Source organism: Pseudomonas sp. REB1044 (genome assembly GCF_038813925.1).
GTDB classification, from domain to species: Bacteria; Pseudomonadota; Gammaproteobacteria; order Pseudomonadales; family Pseudomonadaceae; genus Aquipseudomonas; species Aquipseudomonas boreofloridensis.
The window spans coordinates 3,233,459-3,252,353 of record NZ_CP046139.1 but is presented as its reverse complement, the minus strand read 5'-3'; the positions used below and the strand labels follow the sequence as shown (position 1 = coordinate 3,252,353).

The 18,895-nt window shown below is 60.0% G+C and carries 31 protein-coding genes and 1 pseudogene; 24 read left to right on the top strand and 8 right to left on the bottom strand.

Annotated elements, in window-relative coordinates:
- Positions 1 to 470: 470 nt before the first annotated feature.
- From GKC70_RS14840 to GKC70_RS14815, 6 genes and pseudogenes are all read right to left on the bottom strand, one after another.
- Positions 471 to 728, bottom strand: coding sequence for a DUF1654 domain-containing protein (locus GKC70_RS14840; RefSeq protein ID WP_342649124.1), 258 nt, complete (start codon positions 726 to 728; stop codon positions 471 to 473).
- Positions 729 to 921: 193 nt separating this feature from the next.
- Entirely contained in the window at positions 922 to 1,302 is a 381-nt protein-coding gene (locus GKC70_RS14835) for a hypothetical protein (protein WP_342649123.1), read from the bottom strand.
- Between the two features lie 183 nt (positions 1,303 to 1,485).
- On the bottom strand, positions 1,486 to 2,589 hold the full coding sequence (locus GKC70_RS14830) for an XRE family transcriptional regulator (RefSeq protein ID WP_342649122.1): 1,104 nt from the start codon (positions 2,587 to 2,589) through the stop codon (positions 1,486 to 1,488).
- 3 nt (positions 2,590 to 2,592) lie between these two features.
- The gene (locus tag GKC70_RS14825; RefSeq protein WP_342649121.1) at positions 2,593 to 3,189 is read right to left on the bottom strand and encodes a hypothetical protein; all 597 of its coding nucleotides are present in this window, start codon (positions 3,187 to 3,189) and stop codon (positions 2,593 to 2,595) included.
- 151 nt (positions 3,190 to 3,340) lie between these two features.
- Positions 3,341 to 3,574: pseudogene (locus GKC70_RS14820) on the bottom strand (hypothetical protein).
- A 2-nt stretch (positions 3,575 to 3,576) separates the two neighbouring features.
- Positions 3,577 to 4,311 (bottom strand): S24 family peptidase, encoded by a 735-nt coding sequence (locus GKC70_RS14815; RefSeq protein ID WP_342649120.1) that lies wholly within the window; start codon positions 4,309 to 4,311, stop codon positions 3,577 to 3,579.
- A 96-nt stretch (positions 4,312 to 4,407) separates the two neighbouring features.
- Here GKC70_RS14815 and GKC70_RS14810 point away from each other — a divergent pair, with 96 nt between their 5' ends.
- The 13 genes from GKC70_RS14810 to GKC70_RS14750 are packed head-to-tail and all read left to right on the top strand — an operon-like array spanning position 4,408 to position 9,702.
- The gene (locus tag GKC70_RS14810) at positions 4,408 to 4,629 is read left to right on the top strand and encodes a Cro/CI family transcriptional regulator (RefSeq protein WP_342649119.1); all 222 of its coding nucleotides are present in this window, start codon (positions 4,408 to 4,410) and stop codon (positions 4,627 to 4,629) included.
- 2 nt (positions 4,630 to 4,631) lie between these two features.
- Positions 4,632 to 4,943, top strand: coding sequence for a CII family transcriptional regulator (locus tag GKC70_RS14805; RefSeq protein WP_342649118.1), 312 nt, complete (start codon positions 4,632 to 4,634; stop codon positions 4,941 to 4,943).
- Between the two features lies 1 nt (position 4,944).
- A complete protein-coding gene (locus GKC70_RS14800) occupies positions 4,945 to 5,928 on the top strand; it encodes a phage replication protein (protein ID WP_342649117.1) in 984 nt (327 codons plus the stop codon).
- On the top strand, positions 5,918 to 6,721 hold the full coding sequence (locus GKC70_RS14795; protein WP_342649116.1) for a hypothetical protein: 804 nt from the start codon (positions 5,918 to 5,920) through the stop codon (positions 6,719 to 6,721). The genes GKC70_RS14800 and GKC70_RS14795 overlap by 11 nt, the downstream gene beginning before the upstream one ends.
- The gene (locus GKC70_RS14790; protein ID WP_342649115.1) at positions 6,721 to 6,882 is read left to right on the top strand and encodes a hypothetical protein; all 162 of its coding nucleotides are present in this window, start codon (positions 6,721 to 6,723) and stop codon (positions 6,880 to 6,882) included. Before GKC70_RS14795 ends, GKC70_RS14790 begins: the two co-directional genes overlap by 1 nt.
- The gene (locus tag GKC70_RS14785; protein ID WP_342649114.1) at positions 6,879 to 7,064 is read left to right on the top strand and encodes a DUF1382 family protein; all 186 of its coding nucleotides are present in this window, start codon (positions 6,879 to 6,881) and stop codon (positions 7,062 to 7,064) included. The genes GKC70_RS14790 and GKC70_RS14785 overlap by 4 nt, the downstream gene beginning before the upstream one ends.
- A complete protein-coding gene (locus GKC70_RS14780) occupies positions 7,064 to 7,378 on the top strand; it encodes a hypothetical protein (protein ID WP_342649113.1) in 315 nt (104 codons plus the stop codon). Before GKC70_RS14785 ends, GKC70_RS14780 begins: the two co-directional genes overlap by 1 nt.
- Positions 7,375 to 7,506, top strand: a complete 132-nt coding sequence (locus GKC70_RS14775) for a hypothetical protein (protein ID WP_342649112.1) — start codon at positions 7,375 to 7,377, stop codon at positions 7,504 to 7,506. Before GKC70_RS14780 ends, GKC70_RS14775 begins: the two co-directional genes overlap by 4 nt.
- A complete protein-coding gene (locus GKC70_RS14770; protein WP_342649111.1) occupies positions 7,503 to 7,913 on the top strand; it encodes an ead/Ea22-like family protein in 411 nt (136 codons plus the stop codon). The genes GKC70_RS14775 and GKC70_RS14770 overlap by 4 nt, the downstream gene beginning before the upstream one ends.
- A complete protein-coding gene (locus GKC70_RS14765; protein ID WP_342649110.1) occupies positions 7,906 to 8,352 on the top strand; it encodes a recombination protein NinB in 447 nt (148 codons plus the stop codon). Before GKC70_RS14770 ends, GKC70_RS14765 begins: the two co-directional genes overlap by 8 nt.
- Positions 8,349 to 8,651: a nuclease domain-containing protein gene (locus tag GKC70_RS14760; protein ID WP_342649109.1), complete on the top strand. Its 303-nt coding sequence runs from the start codon at positions 8,349 to 8,351 to the stop codon at positions 8,649 to 8,651. Before GKC70_RS14765 ends, GKC70_RS14760 begins: the two co-directional genes overlap by 4 nt.
- Positions 8,648 to 9,007, top strand: coding sequence for an endodeoxyribonuclease RusA (locus GKC70_RS14755; protein WP_342649108.1), 360 nt, complete (start codon positions 8,648 to 8,650; stop codon positions 9,005 to 9,007). Before GKC70_RS14760 ends, GKC70_RS14755 begins: the two co-directional genes overlap by 4 nt.
- Positions 9,004 to 9,702, top strand: coding sequence for a hypothetical protein (locus GKC70_RS14750; protein ID WP_342649107.1), 699 nt, complete (start codon positions 9,004 to 9,006; stop codon positions 9,700 to 9,702). Before GKC70_RS14755 ends, GKC70_RS14750 begins: the two co-directional genes overlap by 4 nt.
- Before the next feature lie 189 nt (positions 9,703 to 9,891).
- Here the strand turns inward: GKC70_RS14750 and GKC70_RS14745 are convergent, their stop codons facing one another.
- Positions 9,892 to 10,356, bottom strand: a complete 465-nt coding sequence (locus GKC70_RS14745; RefSeq protein ID WP_342649106.1) for a hypothetical protein — start codon at positions 10,354 to 10,356, stop codon at positions 9,892 to 9,894.
- Between GKC70_RS14745 and GKC70_RS14740 the strand changes: the two genes are divergently transcribed.
- The 3 genes from GKC70_RS14740 to GKC70_RS14730 are packed head-to-tail and all read left to right on the top strand — an operon-like array spanning position 10,342 to position 11,453.
- The gene (locus GKC70_RS14740; protein WP_342649105.1) at positions 10,342 to 10,668 is read left to right on the top strand and encodes an MFS transporter; all 327 of its coding nucleotides are present in this window, start codon (positions 10,342 to 10,344) and stop codon (positions 10,666 to 10,668) included. The two genes, GKC70_RS14745 and GKC70_RS14740, sit on opposite strands and share 15 nt — an antisense overlap.
- A complete protein-coding gene (locus tag GKC70_RS14735) occupies positions 10,665 to 10,976 on the top strand; it encodes a hypothetical protein (RefSeq protein ID WP_342649104.1) in 312 nt (103 codons plus the stop codon). Before GKC70_RS14740 ends, GKC70_RS14735 begins: the two co-directional genes overlap by 4 nt.
- 48 nt (positions 10,977 to 11,024) lie before the next feature.
- The gene (locus GKC70_RS14730) at positions 11,025 to 11,453 is read left to right on the top strand and encodes a proteasome subunit beta (RefSeq protein WP_342649103.1); all 429 of its coding nucleotides are present in this window, start codon (positions 11,025 to 11,027) and stop codon (positions 11,451 to 11,453) included.
- A 42-nt stretch (positions 11,454 to 11,495) separates the two neighbouring features.
- On the opposite strand, the gene GKC70_RS14725 is transcribed toward GKC70_RS14730, so the two are convergent.
- Positions 11,496 to 11,720: a hypothetical protein gene (locus GKC70_RS14725; RefSeq protein ID WP_342649102.1), complete on the bottom strand. Its 225-nt coding sequence runs from the start codon at positions 11,718 to 11,720 to the stop codon at positions 11,496 to 11,498.
- A gap of 87 nt (positions 11,721 to 11,807) precedes the next feature.
- Between GKC70_RS14725 and GKC70_RS14720 the strand changes: the two genes are divergently transcribed.
- The 8 genes from GKC70_RS14720 to GKC70_RS14685 all read left to right on the top strand — a co-directional run bounded on the left by GKC70_RS14720 (position 11,808) and on the right by GKC70_RS14685 (position 18,895).
- Positions 11,808 to 12,329 carry a hypothetical protein gene (locus GKC70_RS14720; RefSeq protein ID WP_342649101.1) on the top strand — a complete coding sequence of 174 codons (522 nt, stop codon included), beginning with the start codon at positions 11,808 to 11,810 and terminating at the stop codon, positions 12,327 to 12,329.
- Positions 12,330 to 12,331: 2 nt separating this feature from the next.
- A complete protein-coding gene (locus tag GKC70_RS14715; RefSeq protein WP_342649100.1) occupies positions 12,332 to 13,822 on the top strand; it encodes a terminase in 1,491 nt (496 codons plus the stop codon).
- Entirely contained in the window at positions 13,822 to 15,282 is a 1,461-nt protein-coding gene (locus GKC70_RS14710) for a DUF4055 domain-containing protein (RefSeq protein WP_342649099.1), read from the top strand. The genes GKC70_RS14715 and GKC70_RS14710 overlap by 1 nt, the downstream gene beginning before the upstream one ends.
- The gene (locus GKC70_RS14705) at positions 15,200 to 16,294 is read left to right on the top strand and encodes a minor capsid protein (RefSeq protein WP_342649098.1); all 1,095 of its coding nucleotides are present in this window, start codon (positions 15,200 to 15,202) and stop codon (positions 16,292 to 16,294) included. The genes GKC70_RS14710 and GKC70_RS14705 overlap by 83 nt, the downstream gene beginning before the upstream one ends.
- 113 nt (positions 16,295 to 16,407) lie before the next feature.
- The gene (locus GKC70_RS14700; protein ID WP_342649097.1) at positions 16,408 to 17,181 is read left to right on the top strand and encodes a hypothetical protein; all 774 of its coding nucleotides are present in this window, start codon (positions 16,408 to 16,410) and stop codon (positions 17,179 to 17,181) included.
- Positions 17,182 to 17,184: 3 nt separating this feature from the next.
- Entirely contained in the window at positions 17,185 to 18,162 is a 978-nt protein-coding gene (locus GKC70_RS14695; protein ID WP_342649096.1) for a major capsid protein, read from the top strand.
- A 46-nt stretch (positions 18,163 to 18,208) separates the two neighbouring features.
- On the top strand, positions 18,209 to 18,514 hold the full coding sequence (locus tag GKC70_RS14690) for a HeH/LEM domain-containing protein (RefSeq protein ID WP_342649095.1): 306 nt from the start codon (positions 18,209 to 18,211) through the stop codon (positions 18,512 to 18,514).
- A 3-nt stretch (positions 18,515 to 18,517) separates the two neighbouring features.
- Positions 18,518 to 18,895: a hypothetical protein gene (locus GKC70_RS14685; protein ID WP_342649094.1), complete on the top strand. Its 378-nt coding sequence runs from the start codon at positions 18,518 to 18,520 to the stop codon at positions 18,893 to 18,895.

Here is an 18,895-nt window from a genome sequence, read left to right as displayed (position 1 = left end):
TGCCCTCCGGGCGGTTGGTTTTCCGGATGCCCCTCGCTTAGAAGGGCACCGAGAAAATCTGGTGTTGCGGTCACTCCAAGCGCCTATAGATGCCCTTTTAGCTGGACCTTTCAGGGAGACGGTTTGAAGCGCAACCCTCGGTCCGTCTTGCGCGGCCAACCCTGTGTTCCTGGCTGACTGGCGTTCGTCGTGACGTTGAGCAGGCGAAGATTCACTTCGCAGTAGCCAGTTCCAGAGCTGGCATGGGGATCGAATTTATTGCTCGCGCTGTACCGTTTCCGGGATCGATCCGCGAGGTTCCCATCGATGTGAAAGAGCGGTGAGGCTTGAGGGCCTCCCGAGGGGCTGTGTGGCGCCTCGATGGAAGGAAAGATAAGTCATTGCCTTATTCATGTAAATAGCTAATGCCTAACTTTTTTCGCCCGCCCACAAAAAGCCCGCGCTAGGCGGGCAAATGAGGGAATCTAAATTCAGTCTTCGGCGGGCACAGTCCAGCTCAGCAGCACCGATCCGTCAGCGCGGTGCTCCAGCGCAACGTTGTCATTCTCGCCAACCTCATCCAAGAAGCGCTCCCAGTCCTGGGAGGACTCGTGCTGCTCCCTGGAAATGACGACCGAGCGGTCTTTCTGCGCGGCAGGCGAGTTGATGATCTTCTGGATGCGTGCGCCCATCATTTCGTAGGGCGTCGGCGGGGCAGGGGCTTTGGATTTCGACTGCTGCTTGGCCATGGTTGAACCTCCATTTACTGTATGGATAGACAGTAATTTATCTGGAGGTAGCTGGCAATACTGGATGGAGTACATTTGTGCTCCTGGGGCGCGCGGGCATGAAAAAGCCCGCCGAGGCGGGCTGGTCAGTTACAGGAAGCCCGGCGCTGGGCCGGGCTCCATGATGGACGTATTTTCTACTAGCACAACTACGTTACGACTCGCACGCACCAGGATCTTTATATGCTTCGCACCATGCGGCCTTCAAAAGGACCCTGCATTCCGCGTCGTATTTATCGCGTAGCTTAGCAGTGCTAGCTGGCGTCATTGGCCCTGGCGTCTCTTTGTGTAAGTCCACCATTTTCTGTGCAACGTCATCCTGAGCCTTGGGTGTATAGCCTGCATGTACTAAAAGCGCATAGGAGGCTTTCGAGGACTGCTTGCGGCTTATATCGGGCTGGTCGCCAGCTACTGAAAGCACTTCGTAGTAGGCTGCGCAGTGGATGTCTCTGTCATATTGAGTATCGGCTTGGGTCGCTAAAGAAATGCTAGCGAAGATGGCGAAGAGGGCCAGCGGCATCGGGGATAGGCGCATGAAAACGAGTCCATTCGAGAGGGGGGCGGATTTTATCAACTTAGGACGCAGATACAAGAGGCCCGGCGCTGGGCCTGGCTGAGATGCAGATGTGTGCGACTGGTGCGCAGGCATGAAAAAGCCCGCCGAGGCGGGCTTGGTCTACTACGAATGACAATATTAGCCCGGCGGGAGGGGCTCGGCCTACTTGACGACCCTAAGGTGTCCAACTTGCTTGGCTGCAGGCTGTGCAAGAGCTGAGGAAGCAGAACCTAGAAGCTCTCGAAGGAATGCAGGTTTCACACTGAGCGCCTTCGCAAGCTGTTCCTCGCCAAGACCTTTTTTCGCGGCAAGCAACGCTAGCGATCTATGTAGCACCTCAGGAGGCTCTTCAGGAATCAGATAATCATCTTTTTCCTGTGTTCCTTCATGCCTCTTGAGAGTTATAACGCCGGTCTTGTACTGAGCATCAGTAATGATTTCAAGCTGGCGGGCCCTATACAGGATCGCGCCTTTACTGGCCTTCCAGTTACCCTTGAACTCGCGGATGCCCTTCCAATCTAGCCTGGTGCCGTTCGGACGCGGGAAAAACTTCATCATCATGCTTCTCGGCAACAAGAAGGCGCTGGCAAATCGATTAGCCTGGTTCTCAGTAATTCGATCTCCAGTTACAACCCCTTCATGCATAACGAGATGGCCGAGCTCATGAGCAATGTCAAAACGGTACCGGCTGGTGCTTTCTTTCGCATTATTTCTGACTATGAAAGGCCTTTCGACCGCCACAGACAATGCATCAATTTCTTTGGAAAGCCCTTCGAAGCTCAGAACCACAGCTCCGAGATTTTCGGCAAGGCGGGTCATATTTTCCACGGGGCCTAATCCTAGACCCCACTCCTTCCGACAGTTTTCCGCTGCGCGCTCAATGCTGTCAGAGCTATGGATATCTGAAATGCTGGGGATGTTCACCGAGGGTAGTCTGAGCTGCTTCTCAAGGTAGCCTATCAGCGAGTGAACAACTTCGCCCCTGGCGATTGCTACATGCTTAGTGGTTTTGGTTGTGGTGAGCAGCTTCCTGAAGTGGAACTGATCCTCATGGAGGCGGCTGGTTCTAGACGCGAAAAACTCGGGCTCAACGTTAAGAGCTTCGGCCAAGCTATGAATCAGTGATTCGGTCGGCGAGCTTTGCCCCGTCTCAAGTTTATGCAGATATTGCCTGGTCTTTCCAACCAGCGCAGCGACCTCCTCAAGTGCCATTGCGGAAAAAACGCGCGCAAGTTTGAGAGACGCTCCGTCAAATACAAGACTCATGTGTTACTCGTTGACCGCGTCAGTATTACCGGTGCCATCAGCCTCATCGTCCAGAATATCGACCTGAGCTGGTAGCAGCGTTTTGGGTGCAGGAGCAGCCCCGCCAATGGAATGCAGCGACACGCCCCTCGATCCGTAAGTCCACTGAGAGATCCGTTCCTGATAGACGTTGTACCCAATAAAATGCACGCGATCTTCGGCTTCATCCCCTTCGGCGCGCTCGATTACAAATCGCCAAATTACAGGATGGTCATCATCCTCCGAGAACATGTCATCTACTGCATTGCGCTTGAAGAAACCCTTTTTATAGGGGGTTTCCGGGTCATCACGGAAGAAGCGGCAAGGGATGCTGCCGATGCGAAAAGTAACGTCCATGCCAGGGTTCGACAGAGATAGCCAATTGTGCGTTTTTGACAGACACATGGCGATCAACATGTTCCTAGAACGCTCGAAAGCGGTTCCTTCGCGGCTATAGTTGGAGTCGTACTCCGACTGCATCTCTTGAATGGTGTTGAACCGGATCTCAAGTAGCGCCTCGGCAATCACCCCAAGGCGGTCATCGGTGAGGTCTGAATGAAACTGCGATGGTTTAAGGAACATGCGATCTGCTCTTGCCAAGTGTTTATGGGGAGCATGTTCTTGCTGATTTGGGGATTTGTCAACCAGAATTCCTTGCTAAAATCGAGATTTGTCAACCAAAGTGACAGTTCGCTTAACCCTTCACCATGCTGGCTACAATCTGGTGGCCCTGCTACTTAGCCCGAGTGATCCTTCCCGTCCTCACCTCATCCCCATACCCCGCCAACCTATCCTCCCCAGCCTGCATCACCTGCCAGTTCCTGATCACTACCTGGGCGTCATGCTCGTTCCCGGCCTGGCTCAGTCGGACGGCAATGCGCATCAGCTAGATCGCCGACCATTTGAGGTCGCTGGCTAGGCCCTGGAGGTCGCGGCGGAGTTCTTGGTTGGGCTTGGTTAGGGGCATGGCTAGAAGCTCCGGCCGGTCCACCAGTAAATGATCTGAGCCAGCACAGTGATGTCGGCCTCGCGATCGCCAGGAACCTCGATTGGCGGGTACTGCCCGTTGTCCGAGATGATCGTCAGGCCGTCCAGCCCTCTCTGAATCCGCTTGATCTGGAGCTTCCCGCGCATCAGGAAGAAGTAGATGGCATCGTCCTCGACGGTGGTAACCCCAGCATCAACCAGCACGGCATCCCCGCTACGGATCGTCGGCGCCATGCTGTCACCCCGGCCCGAAATCAGCTTCAGGTTCTCCAGCTTGGTGTAGGTCAGGTTCTGCCGTACCCAGTTCGCATCCAGGCTCATGTGCTCAACAACCATGTTGATGTCAGGCGGCTCCGAGCCTGGGCCCATGGACCCCTCTACGTCGTAGCGGGGCACGTCCACTAGGTTGCGGTAGCTTTTGATCTTCTGGGCCAGTGGGGCGGGGAGGCCCTCAACAGAAATAGTCTGCGCGTTCTCGCTTGATGAGTCGCCACTCGGAGCGCCCCATCCCTCAAGACCCCAGTGAGCAGGTGGGACCACATCGGAAAAATAGGTAATCAAATCCATAAGCTTGGATTTTTTGATTCGTCCGAATTTCACCCAGCCCTGAACGGAAGGAGCTGCCACGCCAAAATCGTCGGCCAGCTTCTTCTTCGTCACGTTCTTTTTCTTGCGCGCCGACTCAATCGCCGCGCCCAAATCCGCACCTGTAAGCATTGCCTAATTAAGCCTTTCGGTTGATTGGTTAGGCAATGGCTTGTTTATTGATTAGCCAATGCCTTATATTGGTTACAAATCCACAGGAGTAAACCCATGAAACCAGCTGAAGCGGTGCGAGAGGCATCTCGCTTGCTCGGGAGTCAGGCTGAATTGGCCAGGCAGTTGGGCGTTCGCACGCCCACTGTTAGCCAGTGGTGTTCTGGCGACCGCCCAATCCCAGCAGCGCGAGCTATCCAAATTGAGACCTTGACCAATGGCCTGGTGAAGAGGGCAGATCTCTGCCCTTCATTCCCCTGGGGCCAGATGGTGGCCTGATCATGCCCGAGAGCCAATTAAGCCTCAGCGAAGGCGACATCGCCCGAGAGATCGAGACCCTGATCTTGCAGCGGGTTGCACAGGTCAGCCAGAAGCGCATTGCCCTGGAAACGGGTTGCAGTGAGTCGACCGTATCCCGCTGGAATGACGGCGAGTACCAGCGCTGGGCGAAAGTCCAGGCGATGCTGGGGCTCCGCGTTGTGCCGCAGACAGCTGTCGTCGTAACGGCCGAGTACCTGTCCGCATTGGAAACCATGGCCAGGATTGGGCTGAAGGCTGAGAAAAAGCGGCCTGGCCCGCTGGGGTGGGACTGACATGCAATTCACCGTCACGATCAACCAGGCGAAGGCGCTTGACTGGGGATTGAATGCCCAGCAGGCACTGCTGTTCGCGTTCGTCTACGAGTGCCCTAGCTGGGCAAAGTTGGTCAAGACGGACAAAGGCGATTTCTACGCCTTGAGCAAGGCAAAGATCGTCGAAGAGCTGCCGCTGCTCACCGACAAGCCGGATACCGCTTACCGCCTGCTGAAGGCGATAGCAGGGGCCGGCCTGATCAATCTCTCCAGCACCAACAACATCACGCTGGTGCAGCTCACTGCCAAGGGCAAAGAGTGGAACAAGAAGCTGGACGGGTCGGAAAAATATCCGACCAAGCAAGAGAAGGTCGGAAAAAAATCCGATCCATCACCTCGGAAAAAAATCCGAGCAGGGTCGGAAAAATCTCCGAGCAAGGTCGGAAAAAAATCCGAGCCTGGGTCGGAAAAATCTCCGACAAATCAGGATACCAGTAATCAGGATACCAATCAGGGTACCAGTCACAGTGTGCAGGAGGCCCCGGCTGCGCCGTCGCAACCTGCCGCGCTGACGCTGGTTTCGTCCGGTGCGCCGCGCTGCGAAATCCCAGCAGACATGCCAGGGCCAAAAGATCCTTCCTGCAAAACCTTCAAGGCCTGGGCCAACTACGCCATGGCCTACCGCAGCCGCCACGGCGCATGGCCGGTGTGGAATGCCAAGGCTGGTGGCCAGATCGCCCAGTTGGTCGACCGCCTGGGCGTCGATGTTGCCCACCACGTCGCGGCGTACTTTGTCCGGATCAACGACAGCAAACTGGTCAACCGCATGCACAGCCTTGGCGATCTGCTCCAGAACGCCGAGGCCTACCACACCCAGTGGGTGACCAATCGCCAGATGACTGGGACCACTGCCCGCCAGATCGAGCAAACCCAAGCCAACGTCAGCGCCGCCGAGCAGGCTCTGCAAGCGCAGCGAGCCAAGAGGGCTGCAACCCATGCTGAGTGAAGATCAGCAAGACCAACTGCTGCTGTCCCTGTTCGCCACTGCCGAGGTGATGGGGCAGCAGCTCACCCAGGGCGCCGCATTGCTCATGGTCGAGGACTTGCGCGAGTACAGCGAGCCTGTCCTCAGCGATGCGCTCCGAACCTGCCGCCGCGAAGGTGGACGCCTGACGGTAGCCTCGATCCTCAAGCACGCCCAGTCCGCCGATGGCCATCCGGGCAAAGACGAGGCCTGGGCCATCGCCCTATCGGCCAGCGATGAAAGCGAGACTGTGGTGATGACTTCCGAGATTCGCCAGGCAATGACGGCATCCAGCCCGGTGCTTGAGGCTGGCGACAAGGTCGGAGCCCGCATGGCCTTCATGAGCGCCTACGAGCGCCTGGTAATCGCCGCAAGGGCTGAGGCGACCCCGGCCAAGTGGGAAGTCTCCCTGGGTTGCGACCCTGCACGTCGCGTAACCGCTATCGAATCCGCTGTGCGCTCGAAACTGATCAGCCATGAGGCTGGCGCGAAGCATCTGGCTCACCTGCAGATCGCGCCACCCAGCGAAGACGGATTAGCCATTGCCGGGCTGATCACTGGGCAGGTTCGGGCAAAGGCCAGCCCCGAAGTGCGGCAAAGGCTCGCCGAGGTCCGCTGCATCATCGAGGCCGCACAGGCGAAGAAAGACCGGGAGCGCGCCAAGGATGCACAGCGCCGTCGGGTCGACACCTATTTGCGGAAGCGTCAGACGCGTGCCGCCATCGCTCAGTTAAAAATCAAGCGCGGGCCTGTGGCCGGTAAGGAGTGCAAGTGATGAACCGAATCCACATGTGGCATCGCATGGCCTTCATGGGCTTCGTCATCGTGAAGTGCGGCCGGAAGGTTCGGGCCACCCAGTTCACGGACCAGCCTGAAAAGGTCACCTGCTTGGCGTGCCAGAAGCAGATGGGCCAAGCCAAGGAGCAGCACTCATGAAGCGCGCAACCCCAGTCCAGCTACGCCAATCCCTTGAGGTTGCCAACGCCTTCGTCAAGCACGGCATTCAGTTCGTATGCATGCCAGTGGTGGATAAGGCAGACCACGCCAATTTGGCAGGCCAGGCCGCTGAGCGCTTGGAGCGCATGGCTGTCATCGCAGAAGCGCAGGAGCAGCACTGATGGACACCAACAAGATGCGCGAGCAGTTCGAGGCCGTATACCTGGAAATGATCGAGAAAGAATTCGGCGAGGGGCTTGTTCCAAGCATGCAGAGAACGCTTGGCCAAAAGCGACATGACGGCAGCTACCAAGACCCCACCCAACGCTGGATGTATTGGGCCTGGCAGGCCTCTCGCGAGGCCGTGGTGGTGGAGCCGGTCTGGCCAGACCACTACGACTACACAAACTCCGATGTCGCTGGAGCCGCAGTGCTTGACTGCCGTACTGCATTCCAGAAAGCCATGAAGGCCCAAGGCCTGAAGGTGGCGCCATGAAGCGCGTATGGACCGTAATCGTAGGCCCCAAGGCCTTCCAGATGGTGCTGATGGAGCAGAGCCTGGATCACGCCGGGGCGCTGCGTGAGGCGCAGTTGATCTGGCCTGAGTGTGAGGTGGTGGGATGAACGTCGACAAAGCAAACCTGAAGGCGCTGGCCGAAGCCTCAGGATTCGGTGAATGGTACGCCGCCGGCGATCTGCGCTATTGCGACGACAAGACCGGTGAAATCCATGGCCTTCACCATGATGACAGCCGATTCATCGCCGCCTCCAGCCCCGCCACTGTCCTGGCCCTGCTCGCGGAGATCGAGCGGCTGACTGAGCAGAACGAAAACCTTCTTGAGTGCCGAAGCGCGGTGAATGCAGGCGTGGCGTTGGAGAACGAGGCGCTGCGTAAGGATGCCGAGCGGTATCGCGCAGTTCGTCGTGTCGCCAACCTTCAGGGCTTCACTGACGAACTGTTCGATCAGCAGACCGATACCAGGACTGCGAGCCTCGACGCGGCCATGGCCAAGGAGGCGGGCCATGGCTGACCTCATGCTCCGCAATGAACACGACAGAACGCGCCTTCTCGGCTACATCGCCGGGCTGGACCTGGCCAGGCCCCGCCGCTTGACCATCGTCGAGGTGCGTAGCCGAAGGTCGGACGCCCAGAACCGGCTGCTCTGGCAGTGGAACGGGCTGATCCAGGCGCACCTGCGCGACTCGCACGGCCAACTGGCCAGCGCCGAGGAATGGCACGAGATCCTTGTGTCCAAGCTCTGGCCTGCCGAGGTGCACCCGGTGGAGCTGCCCGACGGCACCCGGTACCGCGTCGGCCGGGCCAAGACCCGCAAGTTCAACACCCAGCAGATGACCCAGTACCTGGAACTGCTGGACGCCTACTGCGCGGAGCACCTGCAACTGCTCCTGCCGCATCCCGAGGACTTGATGATGGCGATTTACGGCGAGCGCCGGGGGAGGGCTGCATGAGGATCGTGAGCAAGAAGGTCCGCGAAAGCGCCCGAGGCCAGGACTGCACCGTCCGCATCCCAGGCACATGCAACTTCAACCCCGAAACCACCGTACTGGCCCACCTTCCATGCGGCCAGAAGGGCATGGGCATGAAGGGCTTCGACACCGTCGCCGTCTACGCCTGCTCGGGGTGCCATGACGTTCTCGACGGGCGCGGCCGGGGCGAGGTGGATTGGTCGGACACGCCCAGGGCAATCGCTGAGACGCATGAGGCCCTGATCAGCGCCGGTCTTATGACAGTCAAGGGGGCGGCATGAACGATCTGACGCTTCCGTGGCCGCCGGCCGCATGCAGCCCCAACGCCCGGGTGCACTGGTCCAAGAAGAGCAGGGCGGCCAAGGCCTACCGCGCGGCTTGCCATGTGCTCGCCAAGCAGGCCGGCCTGCAAACCCCCGCGGGCCAGGCGCTGCTGGTGGTCGAGTTCGTACCGCCAGACCGCCGCCGGCGCGACGACGACAACCTGCTGGCCATGTTCAAGGCCGGCCGTGACGGACTGGCAGACGCGCTGGGCATCGACGACAACTTATTCGCCACCCAGATCAGGGTGAGCAAGGAAACCACCAAGGGCGGCGCTGTGCGCGTCCGTATCGAGCCGATGGAGGCCGCAGCATGAAGTATCAGAACGTGGTATCCGCAGTAGTGCGCGCCCTGGCGGCAGAGACGATCAATAGCGCTGGTGGCTGCAGCGTTGAGCCCCGGGTGCAGACCAGCAAACTGAAAGGGGAAATCACCGGCAAAGACGCGGCGTTGCTGGCGGACTGCATCGTGCACAAGATGCTCCACGCCCAGCTTGAACCTCGGCACTGGCACGCCCTTCTGGCGAAGTACAGCACGCACAAGGGGCGCAAGATCGATGCGATCGGCAGGCTGATTCCGGTTGTGGCTACGCCCGCACCCCGGCGATTCACGCAGCAGGCGGTTCTTGTTTGGGCTATTCCTGAGCAGCGGAAGGGCGTCCAACGTGCCCCGGCGCACATCCAGTCAGCGAAGGTCCTGAAGTGCAAGGACGATTGTGGCTGCAAGGAAAAGTGCAAGCTCGAGTGGCGAAACGAGGTGTCCTTGCGCAATGTCCAGCGCGCCAGGGCCAATGCTCAGGCAGTAGCGGAGCAGCGGCCTGGTGACATGGTCGTACTCGCCGCGTCGAACTACGATATGACCACCTGGGATGACCAGGGGCTGACGGAGCGCACCTACCGGCGGTGGAATCAGGCGATCAAGGGTTCGCTCGAGTCGCTGGTAAATGAGGCCTTGGTTGAGGCGCAGCACATGCTGGAAGCAGTAGGAGTTCTAGCCAGCGAGGCAGCTTGAAAATAGAGCCTCAAAAGGGCTTGCATTTCGTGTCCGCATGTCCGATTATTTGCCCATCCTGTCATTCCTGCGCACGTTGAGGAGTGACACACAGAACCCGGTCACTGCGCCGGGTTTTTTATTGCCCGCAGAGGGCCTCAAGAGGGCCTGCTCTAAGTATCTTTTTCTGACTCAGTCAGGGACAGGCATTCAGAAATCTGATTTTCTGAAGGTTTTATCGCCAGATTGATCATTGCGGATCGTCAGTTGGCCGCCCGCTATCGAATAGGTGGTCGTTGCATCTCCCTCAGAGTAACGGTTCCGCCAGCGCCCCCAGGTGCGGGTGTCGTTCAAGAACGTTGACCAAACAACACTGTCGTCGCTTACCTGGCATCGGTATCTGAAAGAGTCGCCATCTGGACGCTTGTAAGAGATCTCGGGTACCGCACCATACGATCTGGTCTTCATCGTTTTGGTGGGACGGCTCATTTCCACGGAAATTGCAGCCTTGCAGATCTCCATGCTTGTGAAATCGCTTGCTTGCACACCTTCAGCCACGCCTAGCACTGCGAGCGATACCGCGGCTACATACCTTTTCATTCCCTTGTCCTCAGCATTTTTTGGCAAGGGGATTCTACATGCACCTACGGAGTCGAGCGCATGGAGTTTTTTCACCGCCTGCTCGACATAATCGACTGGGCCACCGCAGGCCTACTTGGCGCCCTGATCGCCACCCGCTGGCACAAAGACGACCTCACCGACCGCAAGGCCTGGATCCTTCTCCTGCTGACCGGAATGGCGTGCGCGCACTACCTGACCGGGATGGTGAGCGCGTACTTCGGCATCGTCGAGCCGCGCAGTGTGGCGGGGGTAGGGTTTCTTCTGGGCACCTTTGGCGGATCGCTGATCGCCGCCATCACCCGCGCCATCAAGGCCGCTGACCTCTGGTCTGTCATCAGGTCCAAGTTCGGAGGGCCTAACGGATGATCCTCGAATACATCAACGCCCTGTCCGCAGGGGCGATCGCGCTGTGGGCTTCCTGGGCGGTGCTGAGCGGCCGGGTGCGTGACGGGGTGATCGGCAAGATTCTGTACTCGATCATCGCCCTGAGCGGCTACGCCATCTTGGCCAGGTCGGACCGGATGTTCTTCACCCCGAACACTGCCGGCGTGACGATGCACGTCGCCCTGGCCCTGGCCGGTATTCGGCACATGTTCGTGGTGACCTACTGGCCGCGGGTGAAACGCTGGATCTGCCGGCGCCTCGACTGCGACCTGTGCAAGCGGTCGAACTGATCCGCGCCACGAAATCGACATGCGCCGTTTCGTGGCGCGGGAGCATTGATGACCACTATTGCCTACAAAGACGGCGTGATCGCCCACGACACGCGCCAGGTCCGAGGCGGCGTGATCGTTTCTGACGACTGCTCGAAATGCCAGGTCGTGGATGGCGTAAGTTTCTTCCTGTCTGGCGCTGTGTGCGATGAGAAGGCCCTGATTGCTGCCTACTTTGGCACCCCGTCGCAAGTGCCCGTTGAGTGCTCCGGCTACGCGGTCGACGGCGGCAGGCTATTGATGGTTGGACATGACGACAGGACAGGCATCTGGAAGCAGGAGCTTGACCCTGCAAACCCCGACGCGATTGGTAGTGGCTCCGCCTATGCGCTGGCGGCTATGGACATGGGTGCAACTGCACAGGAGGCGGTGCGCGCTGCTGTGAAGCGCGACATCTACACCGGCGGGAAAGTCGTGACTTTTCGATTGCCAAGGTAGGTGTGCCGCAGGTGAGTGCGGCACTGATAATGCGAGGAGGAGTCAGTTCTCGTTGATAATTTCGACCTGACTCTTGATTTGTTCTGCAACGTCACTTGCCTTCCCTTGGAAATTCACCGTGCCATTTTTGAACACGTTGACGATATGTCCGTCAGGAAATTTCACCTTTACCGTGCCAATCGCATTCGGCTCGGAGTGGGCAGCTTTTGGGTACGAGTTTTCAATGTGCTTGAGAAGACGTTCTGGATCACCGCAAGAGATTGCCATCTGTAGCTCCTTGTTTGATGGAGAGGCACTAATAGCCTCAAAGTGCCACCATTTCAAGCTAGCCTTTGGTCATAAGTGAGGCAATTTATGACAACCAAGCAACCCGACTGGGAGGCGATCGAACGAGCCTACCGGGCCGGTTCGCTTTCGGTTCGCGCCATTGGGGGATCTCAAGGCGTCAACCACGCCACCATCCTCAAGCGAGCGAAGAAGGAAGGGTGGGCACGCGACCTGACCGAGCAAGTCAGGATAGCGACAAAGCAGAAGGTAACCACATCGGTAACCAGCACCAGTAACCAGGCACCAGCGGTTACCGACGCCGATATCATCGACGAAGCATCCAGCCAGGCTGCCTCTGTAGTTCTCGCTCACCGCACTGGCTTGGCCAGCTGGCGATCGATTGCCGACAAGCTTTCGGTGGCTCTAGCCGAGATGGACGTCAACGAAGAGAACCTGGGCGACTTCTCCCGGGCGCTGAACGCTGGCGTCGATGCCCAGCTCAAGGTCATCAAGGGCGAACGCCAGGCGTACGGCCTGGACAGCGAGGAAGGCAACAAGACCGTCGATGATCTGGCCGCCCTGATGGATGAACTATCGAAGGATGCCTGACCATGAAGCCCGAGCACCTGAAACCGCTCCGGGACCGGTTCTGGCGCCTGAACAACCTGTACTTCATCACGGACAAGCAGGGCAAGAAGGTCCGCTTCCGGATGACCCAGGAGCAGGTCGACTACTTCCAGGGGATGCACACCCGCAACATCATCCTCAAGGCCCGGCAGCTGGGCTTCACCACGCTGGTGTGCATCGTCCAGCTGGATGCCGCGCTGTTCGAGGCCGCCAAGTGCGCCCTGATCGCCCATACCCTGAGCGACGCCAAGCGCCTGTTCCGCGAGAAGATCAAGTATGCGTATGACCACCTTCCCAAGGAGATACGCGCTGCCAACCCTGCTCGCAACGATGCTGCTGGCGAGCTTGTGTTCAGCAAAGGCGGATCGCTCTACGTGTCCACATCCTTTCGGGGCGGGACTTTACGGTATCTGCACGTATCCGAGTTCGGGAAGATCTGTGCCAAGTTTCCGCACAAAGCCCGAGAGATCGTCACCGGCGCCTTTGAGGCTGTCGCCGCAGAGTGTTTCGTTACGATCGAGTCGACGGCGGAGGGCCGGGCGGGCTACTTCTTCGATTACTCGCAGAGCGCAGAGAAGCAGCAGCTCGCCGGCGTGCCGCTGGGCCTGCTGGACTGGAAGTTCTTCTTCTTCAGCTGGTGGCGGAACCCGCTGTACTGGCTGGACCCAACCGGCGTGGTCATCCCCGACCGCCTGACCAAGTACTTCGATGACCTGGCCGCCAAGCACGGAATCGTCACGAACCCAGGCCAGCGCGCCTGGTACGCCGCCAAGGAAAAGACCCTCGGCGACGACATGAAGCGGGAATACCCGTCGATCCCTGCCGAGGCATTCCAGCAGACGATCGAGGGCGCCTACTACGCCAAGCAGTTCACCAAGCTCTACGCCGCCCAACGCATCGGCAAGCTGCACGACAACAGCCACCTGCCGGTGCACACGTTCTGGGACATCGGCGTGGGCGACTCGACCGCCATCTGGTTCGTCCGGATCGTGGGCGAGGAATTTCACGTAATCGACTTCTACCAGAATAGCGGGGAAGGCCTGCGGCACTACATGAAGGTGCTGAAGGATCGCGGATACACCTTCGGCGAGCACTGGGGGCCGCATGACATCGATAACCGCGAATTCGGCAGCGATGGCAAGACTCGACGTGAATTGGCGCGCGAGGGCTACGAGATCGACGGCCAGAAGTACAGCCTGACATTCAAGGTGGTGCCGAAGCTGGGAGTTGACGAGGGCATCGAACAAGTGCGCGAGGTTCTACCGAACTGCGCCTTCGACCAATCCAAGTGCGAAGAGGGCATTACCGCCCTGGAGAGCTACCGCAAGGAGTGGGATGACAAGCGTGGATGCTGGAAAGACAAGCCCCTGCATGACTGGTCATCCCACCCGGCAGACGGATTTCGCTATTTCGCCGTTGCCATGGCGCGACGTAAACGCACAGGCGGCACTCGCCGCATCGGAGGTCTGGCGTAATGCCTGTTCAATCCACCAACCCAGAGTTCGACGCTCACATCGAAGAGTGGCGGATGATGGACGACGCCCTAGAGGGCGAATGCGCCATCAAGCGCAACCAGCGCAATCTGCCTAAACCCAGCGGTATGGTCGAGGCTGAAAAGCTGGATGGCCAGGGCAATGCCTATCTTTATCAGAACTACACGGCGCGGGCGCAGTACGAGCATTGGGTGCGCGATTCGCTGCGCTCGATGATGGGCCTGGTCTCCCGTCTCATTCTTGAGGTGAAGCTGCCCGGCGGGCTGAAAGGCGTGGAAGAGAACGCCACCGCTGATGGTTTCGGCCTGACCCAGCTCTTCCTGCGCATTGTGCGACAGACGATCTCTCACGGTCGTGTGCCGCTGGTGGTCAATGTGGATGACAAGGGCCAGCCGTACTTCGCAACCTACGCTGCCCGAAATGGCATCAACTGGGACACCGCCGACCAGGGCGGGCGCCAGGACCTAGTGCTGGCCGTCTTCCGCGAGTTCCGCAAGAAGGCCGAGGATCGCTACAGCCACGACTGCCAGACGGTCTACCGCGAGTTCTTCATGCGGGGCCAGGTCTGCTACACATCCGTCCGCGATGAGGGGGGTGAGCTGATTGAGGGCGAGCGCCCACTCGGTACGGTTGGCCCTGGCAACCAGCTTGTGCGTGGGCTTGACTACATCCCGGTGATCTACTGCGGCTCGACCGACAACTCGCCGGACGTGGACGAGATACCACTGCTGACCATGGCCCGGGCCGCGCTGAAGTCGTACCAGCTCAGCGCTGACTACTTTACCGCGCTGCACCAGACCAGTCACCCGCAGCCGTGGGTGTCCGGACTGGACGAGAGTGTGGAACTTAGCGTCACCGGCCCATCAGCGGCTTGGGACTTGGGTAAGGATGGATCCTGCGGCTACTTGGAGTTCCAGGGGGCTGGCATCCAGGCAGTACGCACGGCGATGTCTGACCAGAAGAGCGCAGCCCTTGAGGCTGGGGCCAAGGTCATGGACGTCTCCGGCACCGAGTCAGGCGAGGCACGCAAGACCAGACAGAACGACCAGCACGCCACGCTGCACAGCATCGTCATCACCGCAGCGGCGGCTATTGAGCAGGCCTTGCGGTACGCCGCCGAGTGGACCGGCTACAACCCGGACGACGTGGTCTTCACGGTCAAGCCAGAGTTCGTGATCCCAGAGGTCAACGCCCAGGTGCTGGCCGAGCTGCAGAAGAGCGTCATGGCGGGCACCATCAGCGCCGAGACCTACTGGCAGTACCTCACCACCGGCAAGCTGCCTGAGCGTGCCTACGACGAAGAGGCCGAGTTGATCAGCGACGAGCGCGAGTCAGCCGGCATCAACCTGGATCGAGACGATGGCGACGAAACCGACACAAACGGCGGACGAGATCCTGCTGGAACAGGTCAGTCGGCACGCGGTGCTGCTGGAGCGGCTTAAAGCGGGGGAGGTGAAGAAGTTCGAGACGGTCCTGCGCCAGGTTGATACCCAGGTGCGGGACCAGCTCACGCGCCGCGAACTGATCACCTACAGTCGGACGCGCCTTGAGGAGTTTTTGGGACGGGTGGGCGGCAAGTTGCTGGGGATCTACCAGGCCTTCAACGATCGTATGCAGGCCGACCTAGTGGACATCGCGCTCTACCTGACTGCGTTTGAAAGCAGGAGCCTGTCAAAGGCGCTACTCATCGACGCCATCATGCCGACTGACTCGCTCATTCGGGCGGCGATCAACACCCAGCCGCTCCAAGTGTCTGGCATCGACGGCGGCACGCTGCTCAAGCCATTTCTCAATGGCTGGACGCGCACCGAATCGACCCGCGTCACCAACGCCATACGGCTTGGGGTAGTGCAGGGCCAGACCAACGCCGAGATCACCCAGGCCATACGGGGCACCGCCGCACAGAACTTCACGGACGGCGTGCTGGCGGTGAGCAACCGCAACGCCCGGTCCGTCGTGCAGACCGCCGTGCAGCATGTGTCCGCTACTGCGCGTATGGAGACCCTGGCCGCGAACGCTGAGTTCGTCCCGGGCTACCGCATCGTGGCCACCCTCGACCGGAAGACCAGCCAGCAGTGCAAGAGCCTGGACGGGCGCGAGTTCGAAATCGGGAAGGGGCCAGTGCCGCCTTTCCACATCAACTGCCGGACAACGATCACGCCGATCACCAAGCTGTCAGCGGCATTCGCGAAGGGCGCCACGCGCGCATCTGTGGGCGCATCTGGCGGCGCGCAGGTGTCAGCCAGCCTCAGCTACTACCAGTGGCTTCAAACGCAGCCAGCGGCATTTCAGGACGCCGCGCTGGGACCGGTGCGCGCCAAGCTGTTCCGGGACGGCGGTCTTACGGCGGAGCGTTTCGCCTCATTGCAGTTGGACAAGAACTTCAAGCCGCTGACGTTGGGCCAGCTCAAGGAGCTGGAGCCGTTGGCGTTTGCTCGCGCTGGGATCAACTGACCCGCGCCACAAATCAGAAAGCCACAGTTTCGTGGCGCGCAAATCCGGCCTCGCTTCGCGGGGCTTTTTTCTGCCCGCCAGGCGGGCCTACTCAGTCCCCAGGGGATACCCAAATGCCTTTTGACTTCGACCCGGCCGCCCACGGCCTCACCCTCGACGAGACCCAGACCGCCGCGCTGAAGGCAGCGCTGGGCGGCGAGGTGCAGAAATTCCTGGACGGCGAGGTCTCGGGCCTCAAGTCCAAGAACACCGAGCTGATCGGCTCCAACAAGGCCATCAAGACCGAGCTGGACAAGCTGAAAGGCCAGTTCGACGGCCTGGACATCGAGGCGGTCAAAGGCCTGCTGGCCAAGGCCGGCCAAGACGAAGAGACCAAGCTGATCGCCGAGGGCAAACTGGACGAAGTCATCAGCCGCCGCACCGAGCGCCTGCGTACCGATCTGGACAAGCAGGTCAAGGCCGCCAACGAGCGCGCAGAAAAGGCCGAAGCCTTCGCTGCCAAGTACAGCGACAAGGTGCTGGCTGACTCCATCCGCGCTGCCGCCATCAAGGCCGGCGCACTTCCGGAGGCGGCCGAGGACATCATCCTGCGCGCCCGCGGCACCTTCAAATTGAGCGAAGACGGCGAACCCGTTGCCACCGACCGTTCCGGCGAAGTCGTGTACGGCAAGGACGGCAAGACCCCGCTGTCTCCCCTCGAATGGGCGGAATCGCTGCGCGAAACCGCTACCCACCTGTGGCCAAGGGCTCAGGGTGCCGGGCAGACCGGCGACAACGGTGGCAAGGCCACGAAGAAATGGGGCGAGTACACCGAAGCCGAGCGCGCTGCGCTTGCCCGGGACAACCCTGATGCGTTCAAAAAACTCCAAGCCACCCAAGGAACCTAATCCATGGCCACGACCCAGCTGTCGGACATCTTCGTCCGCGACTACTACGGCGCGTTGGCGCCGGTTAACACTCCCGAAAAAACCGCCGTCTTTGAATCGGGCATCGTGACCCGCTCGCCGACGCTGGACAACATCGCCAACAACGGCCAAGGCACCTCCGAAATCAGCTACTGGCAGGATCTCGATGCCGACGAGGAGCCGAACATCTCGAACGACAACCCGGATGACCTGGGCGAGGTCGGCAAGGCCGAGCAGGGCAGCATGCGCGCCCGCACCCTGTACCTCAACAAAGGCTACGGTGTGGCTGACCTCACCGCCGAGCTGGCCAACAGCGAGCCGATGCAGCACATCCGCAACCGCTTCGGCACCTACTGGACCCGCCAGTGGCAGCGCTACCTGCTGGGCGCCGCGCGAGGCGTGATCGCCTCCAACATCGCCAACAACGGCGGCGACATGGTCAAAGACGCCGGTGCCAGCATCAGTGCCTCCGCGTTCCAGGACGCAGCGTTCACGGCCGGCGACGCCGCCGACATGTTTGGCGCCATCGGTGTGCACTCGGTAGTCATGAATCAGATGGTCAAGCAGGATCTGATCGAGTACCTGCGCGACTCGACCGGCAAGATCATCCTGGCGACCTATCTGGGCAAACCGGTGTTCATGGATGACAGCCTGACCTATGCGCCCGGCCAGTTCCTGTCAGTCTTCTTCGGCCAAGGTGCGTTCGGTTACGGCGAGGGCTCGCCACATACCCCCGTCGAGATGCAGCGCAAACCGGACGGCGGTAATGGCGGTGGTGCCGAGGTTCTGTGGGAGCGCAAGACCTTCATCCTGCAGCCCGCCGGCTTCAGCTGGAAGGGCAGCAACAACCTGAACTTGAGCCCAACTGCGGCCCAGTACGCCAACGCGGCGAACTGGCAGCGCGTGTTCGACCGCAAGCAGGTTCCGTTCGCAGCCGTCATCAGCGGCACCAAGGCTCCCTAACCCATGATGCGGGGCGCCAGTTTGGCGCCCTGCGCAGGAGTGACACATGAAAGTCATTTACACCGACAACCCTGGGCGCGAGCGGGACACCTGCTATCGCGGCCTGGATCAGTTCTTCGGCGTCATCAGTTCCGCCACCTGTGTCGTGGTTGAGGGCGATGCACCTCATATCGTCGAAGCCTACGAGGCGGCCGGCATCAAGGTCGGTGATCCAGGCGGCCAGGATCAGCCTGAAACCGACCCGCACAAGATGAACGTGCCTGAGCTGAAGGAATGGCTCGCCGCCAAGGGCATCGAGTTCGACGCCAGCGCGAAGAAGCCTGACCTGCAAGCCCTAATCCCGCAGGAGTAACAGATGACCGACTTCATCACCGTTGCTGACGTCGACGCAAAGCTCGGCCAGGGCTGGGCAGGTGCCGGTGATGCGGTCCTTGCTGTGGCCATGGCCAATGCCTGGCTCACGGCCAAGATCAAGCGTCAGGTGCCCAGTCCGGTGCCGGATGCAATCGTCAGCGCCGGCGCGCAGGTGGCCAAGCTGGCCGCAGCCGAGAAGCTGTACAAGGACACCGACCGAGAGGTGCAGAGCAAGTCGGTGTCTGCCCAGGCGGGCACATCAACCAGCAAGACCTACGTTGCAGGCTCGGTGGAGCGTTCGAGCGGGGAAAACTTCGCGCTGGATCTGATCGCGCCATGGACTCGCCGCCCGGGCACCGTGATGCTCAAGAGGATCTAG

What these genes read in the sequence shown, in the direction of transcription:
- GKC70_RS14815 (WP_342649120.1), bottom strand. Translation starts at nt 4,311, where the DNA reads ATGCTTACAGGTGCGGATTTGGGCGCGGCGATTGAGTCGGCGCGCAAG.
- GKC70_RS14765 (WP_342649110.1), top strand. Translation starts at nt 7,906, where the DNA reads ATGGCTGACCTCATGCTCCGCAATGAACACGACAGAACGCGCCTTCTC.
- GKC70_RS14810 (WP_342649119.1), top strand. Translation starts at nt 4,408, where the DNA reads ATGAAACCAGCTGAAGCGGTGCGAGAGGCATCTCGCTTGCTCGGGAGT.
- GKC70_RS14825 (WP_342649121.1), bottom strand. Translation starts at nt 3,189, where the DNA reads ATGTTCCTTAAACCATCGCAGTTTCATTCAGACCTCACCGATGACCGC.
- GKC70_RS14710 (WP_342649099.1), top strand. Translation starts at nt 13,822, where the DNA reads ATGCCTGTTCAATCCACCAACCCAGAGTTCGACGCTCACATCGAAGAG.
- GKC70_RS14705 (WP_342649098.1), top strand. Translation starts at nt 15,200, where the DNA reads ATGGCGACGAAACCGACACAAACGGCGGACGAGATCCTGCTGGAACAG.
- GKC70_RS14690 (WP_342649095.1), top strand. Translation starts at nt 18,209, where the DNA reads ATGAAAGTCATTTACACCGACAACCCTGGGCGCGAGCGGGACACCTGC.
- GKC70_RS14685 (WP_342649094.1), top strand. Translation starts at nt 18,518, where the DNA reads ATGACCGACTTCATCACCGTTGCTGACGTCGACGCAAAGCTCGGCCAG.
- GKC70_RS14755 (WP_342649108.1), top strand. Translation starts at nt 8,648, where the DNA reads ATGAACGATCTGACGCTTCCGTGGCCGCCGGCCGCATGCAGCCCCAAC.
- GKC70_RS14750 (WP_342649107.1), top strand. Translation starts at nt 9,004, where the DNA reads ATGAAGTATCAGAACGTGGTATCCGCAGTAGTGCGCGCCCTGGCGGCA.
- GKC70_RS14770 (WP_342649111.1), top strand. Translation starts at nt 7,503, where the DNA reads ATGAACGTCGACAAAGCAAACCTGAAGGCGCTGGCCGAAGCCTCAGGA.
- GKC70_RS14740 (WP_342649105.1), top strand. Translation starts at nt 10,342, where the DNA reads ATGGAGTTTTTTCACCGCCTGCTCGACATAATCGACTGGGCCACCGCA.
- GKC70_RS14805 (WP_342649118.1), top strand. Translation starts at nt 4,632, where the DNA reads ATGCCCGAGAGCCAATTAAGCCTCAGCGAAGGCGACATCGCCCGAGAG.
- GKC70_RS14715 (WP_342649100.1), top strand. Translation starts at nt 12,332, where the DNA reads ATGAAGCCCGAGCACCTGAAACCGCTCCGGGACCGGTTCTGGCGCCTG.
- GKC70_RS14800 (WP_342649117.1), top strand. Translation starts at nt 4,945, where the DNA reads ATGCAATTCACCGTCACGATCAACCAGGCGAAGGCGCTTGACTGGGGA.
- GKC70_RS14795 (WP_342649116.1), top strand. Translation starts at nt 5,918, where the DNA reads ATGCTGAGTGAAGATCAGCAAGACCAACTGCTGCTGTCCCTGTTCGCC.
- GKC70_RS14790 (WP_342649115.1), top strand. Translation starts at nt 6,721, where the DNA reads ATGAACCGAATCCACATGTGGCATCGCATGGCCTTCATGGGCTTCGTC.
- GKC70_RS14835 (WP_342649123.1), bottom strand. Translation starts at nt 1,302, where the DNA reads ATGCGCCTATCCCCGATGCCGCTGGCCCTCTTCGCCATCTTCGCTAGC.
- GKC70_RS14775 (WP_342649112.1), top strand. Translation starts at nt 7,375, where the DNA reads ATGAAGCGCGTATGGACCGTAATCGTAGGCCCCAAGGCCTTCCAGATG.
- GKC70_RS14780 (WP_342649113.1), top strand. Translation starts at nt 7,064, where the DNA reads ATGGACACCAACAAGATGCGCGAGCAGTTCGAGGCCGTATACCTGGAA.
- GKC70_RS14785 (WP_342649114.1), top strand. Translation starts at nt 6,879, where the DNA reads ATGAAGCGCGCAACCCCAGTCCAGCTACGCCAATCCCTTGAGGTTGCC.
- GKC70_RS14830 (WP_342649122.1), bottom strand. Translation starts at nt 2,589, where the DNA reads ATGAGTCTTGTATTTGACGGAGCGTCTCTCAAACTTGCGCGCGTTTTT.
- GKC70_RS14700 (WP_342649097.1), top strand. Translation starts at nt 16,408, where the DNA reads ATGCCTTTTGACTTCGACCCGGCCGCCCACGGCCTCACCCTCGACGAG.
- GKC70_RS14735 (WP_342649104.1), top strand. Translation starts at nt 10,665, where the DNA reads ATGATCCTCGAATACATCAACGCCCTGTCCGCAGGGGCGATCGCGCTG.
- GKC70_RS14840 (WP_342649124.1), bottom strand. Translation starts at nt 728, where the DNA reads ATGGCCAAGCAGCAGTCGAAATCCAAAGCCCCTGCCCCGCCGACGCCC.
- GKC70_RS14760 (WP_342649109.1), top strand. Translation starts at nt 8,349, where the DNA reads ATGAGGATCGTGAGCAAGAAGGTCCGCGAAAGCGCCCGAGGCCAGGAC.
- GKC70_RS14730 (WP_342649103.1), top strand. Translation starts at nt 11,025, where the DNA reads ATGACCACTATTGCCTACAAAGACGGCGTGATCGCCCACGACACGCGC.
- GKC70_RS14720 (WP_342649101.1), top strand. Translation starts at nt 11,808, where the DNA reads ATGACAACCAAGCAACCCGACTGGGAGGCGATCGAACGAGCCTACCGG.
- GKC70_RS14725 (WP_342649102.1), bottom strand. Translation starts at nt 11,720, where the DNA reads ATGGCAATCTCTTGCGGTGATCCAGAACGTCTTCTCAAGCACATTGAA.
- GKC70_RS14695 (WP_342649096.1), top strand. Translation starts at nt 17,185, where the DNA reads ATGGCCACGACCCAGCTGTCGGACATCTTCGTCCGCGACTACTACGGC.